Source organism: Corynebacterium sp. CCUG 71335, from assembly GCF_024454075.1.
Classification (GTDB): Bacteria; Actinomycetota; Actinomycetes; order Mycobacteriales; family Mycobacteriaceae; genus Corynebacterium; species Corynebacterium genitalium.
The window spans coordinates 1-785 of the sequence record NZ_JAGPYY010000030.1 but is presented as its reverse complement, the minus strand read 5'-3'; the positions used below and the strand labels follow the sequence as shown (position 1 = coordinate 785).

Genomic DNA, 785 nt, shown 5'->3' with positions numbered 1-785 from the left:
ATGGTTTGAGCATTGCCGAATACCGAAAAGTCAATGTAGCGTGAGATTGAAACTGTCCAAAAAACGTCCGCATCCTCAAAAGTGTGTCCGGAATCGCCGGTTTCCGGGGCTTAACCACGAGGTTTCAGGAAAATATATGCTTCTGGGGCATATATCTGGCTTCCTGACGGCAAATCCACGGAGGGGCTAGCGCTGTGTGCTATGTACGCCGTGGTGTGGTGGCGCAATGCCAAAGAACCAACCACGCTGCTACTGCGGCGGCGAGATGAAACGCAACGGCACCACCAGCAAAGGCACCACCAGATGGCGGTGCAAACAATGCGGCGCATCCAGCGTGAAGCACCGCGGCGACATCACCAATGCAGCGGTGTTTACCGCCTTCATTGATCATCTCACCACCGGCACCAGTCTCGATGCTGTTGCCCACCGCGTGGGATGTTCGCCCCGTACGCTGCAACGCCGGTTCGAACCGTTCTGGCTCATTGATGTGCCCGACCCCACCAATGCACATTGTGGAAGAGTTTACGACCAGGTGTTTTTAGACGGCACCTACACCGCCGGCGGCTGTTTGATCGTCGCTGCCACCATCGATCACGTCATTGCCTGGCACTGGTGCAAACACGAAACCACCCGCGACTACCAGCGACTGCTCGAACGCATCGAAGCGCCACTGATCGCTGTGATCGACGGCGGCCAAGGAGCCTTTAGTGAAGTGTCCTGGGTTTAGTTCCGCTTATTGAACGCCCAACGGGTGGGCGTGTGATTGTTGATAGTAGGCGTCTTCC

1 pseudogene is annotated in these 785 nt (G+C 56.3%); it reads left to right on the top strand.

Annotation, left to right across the window (positions count from 1 at the left end):
- Positions 1-226: 226 nt before the first annotated feature.
- Positions 227-715 (top strand): annotated as a pseudogene (locus tag KBX19_RS11265) (IS256-like element ISCge1 family transposase); the annotation flags it as partial.
- Between the last annotated feature and the right edge of the window lie 70 nt (positions 716-785).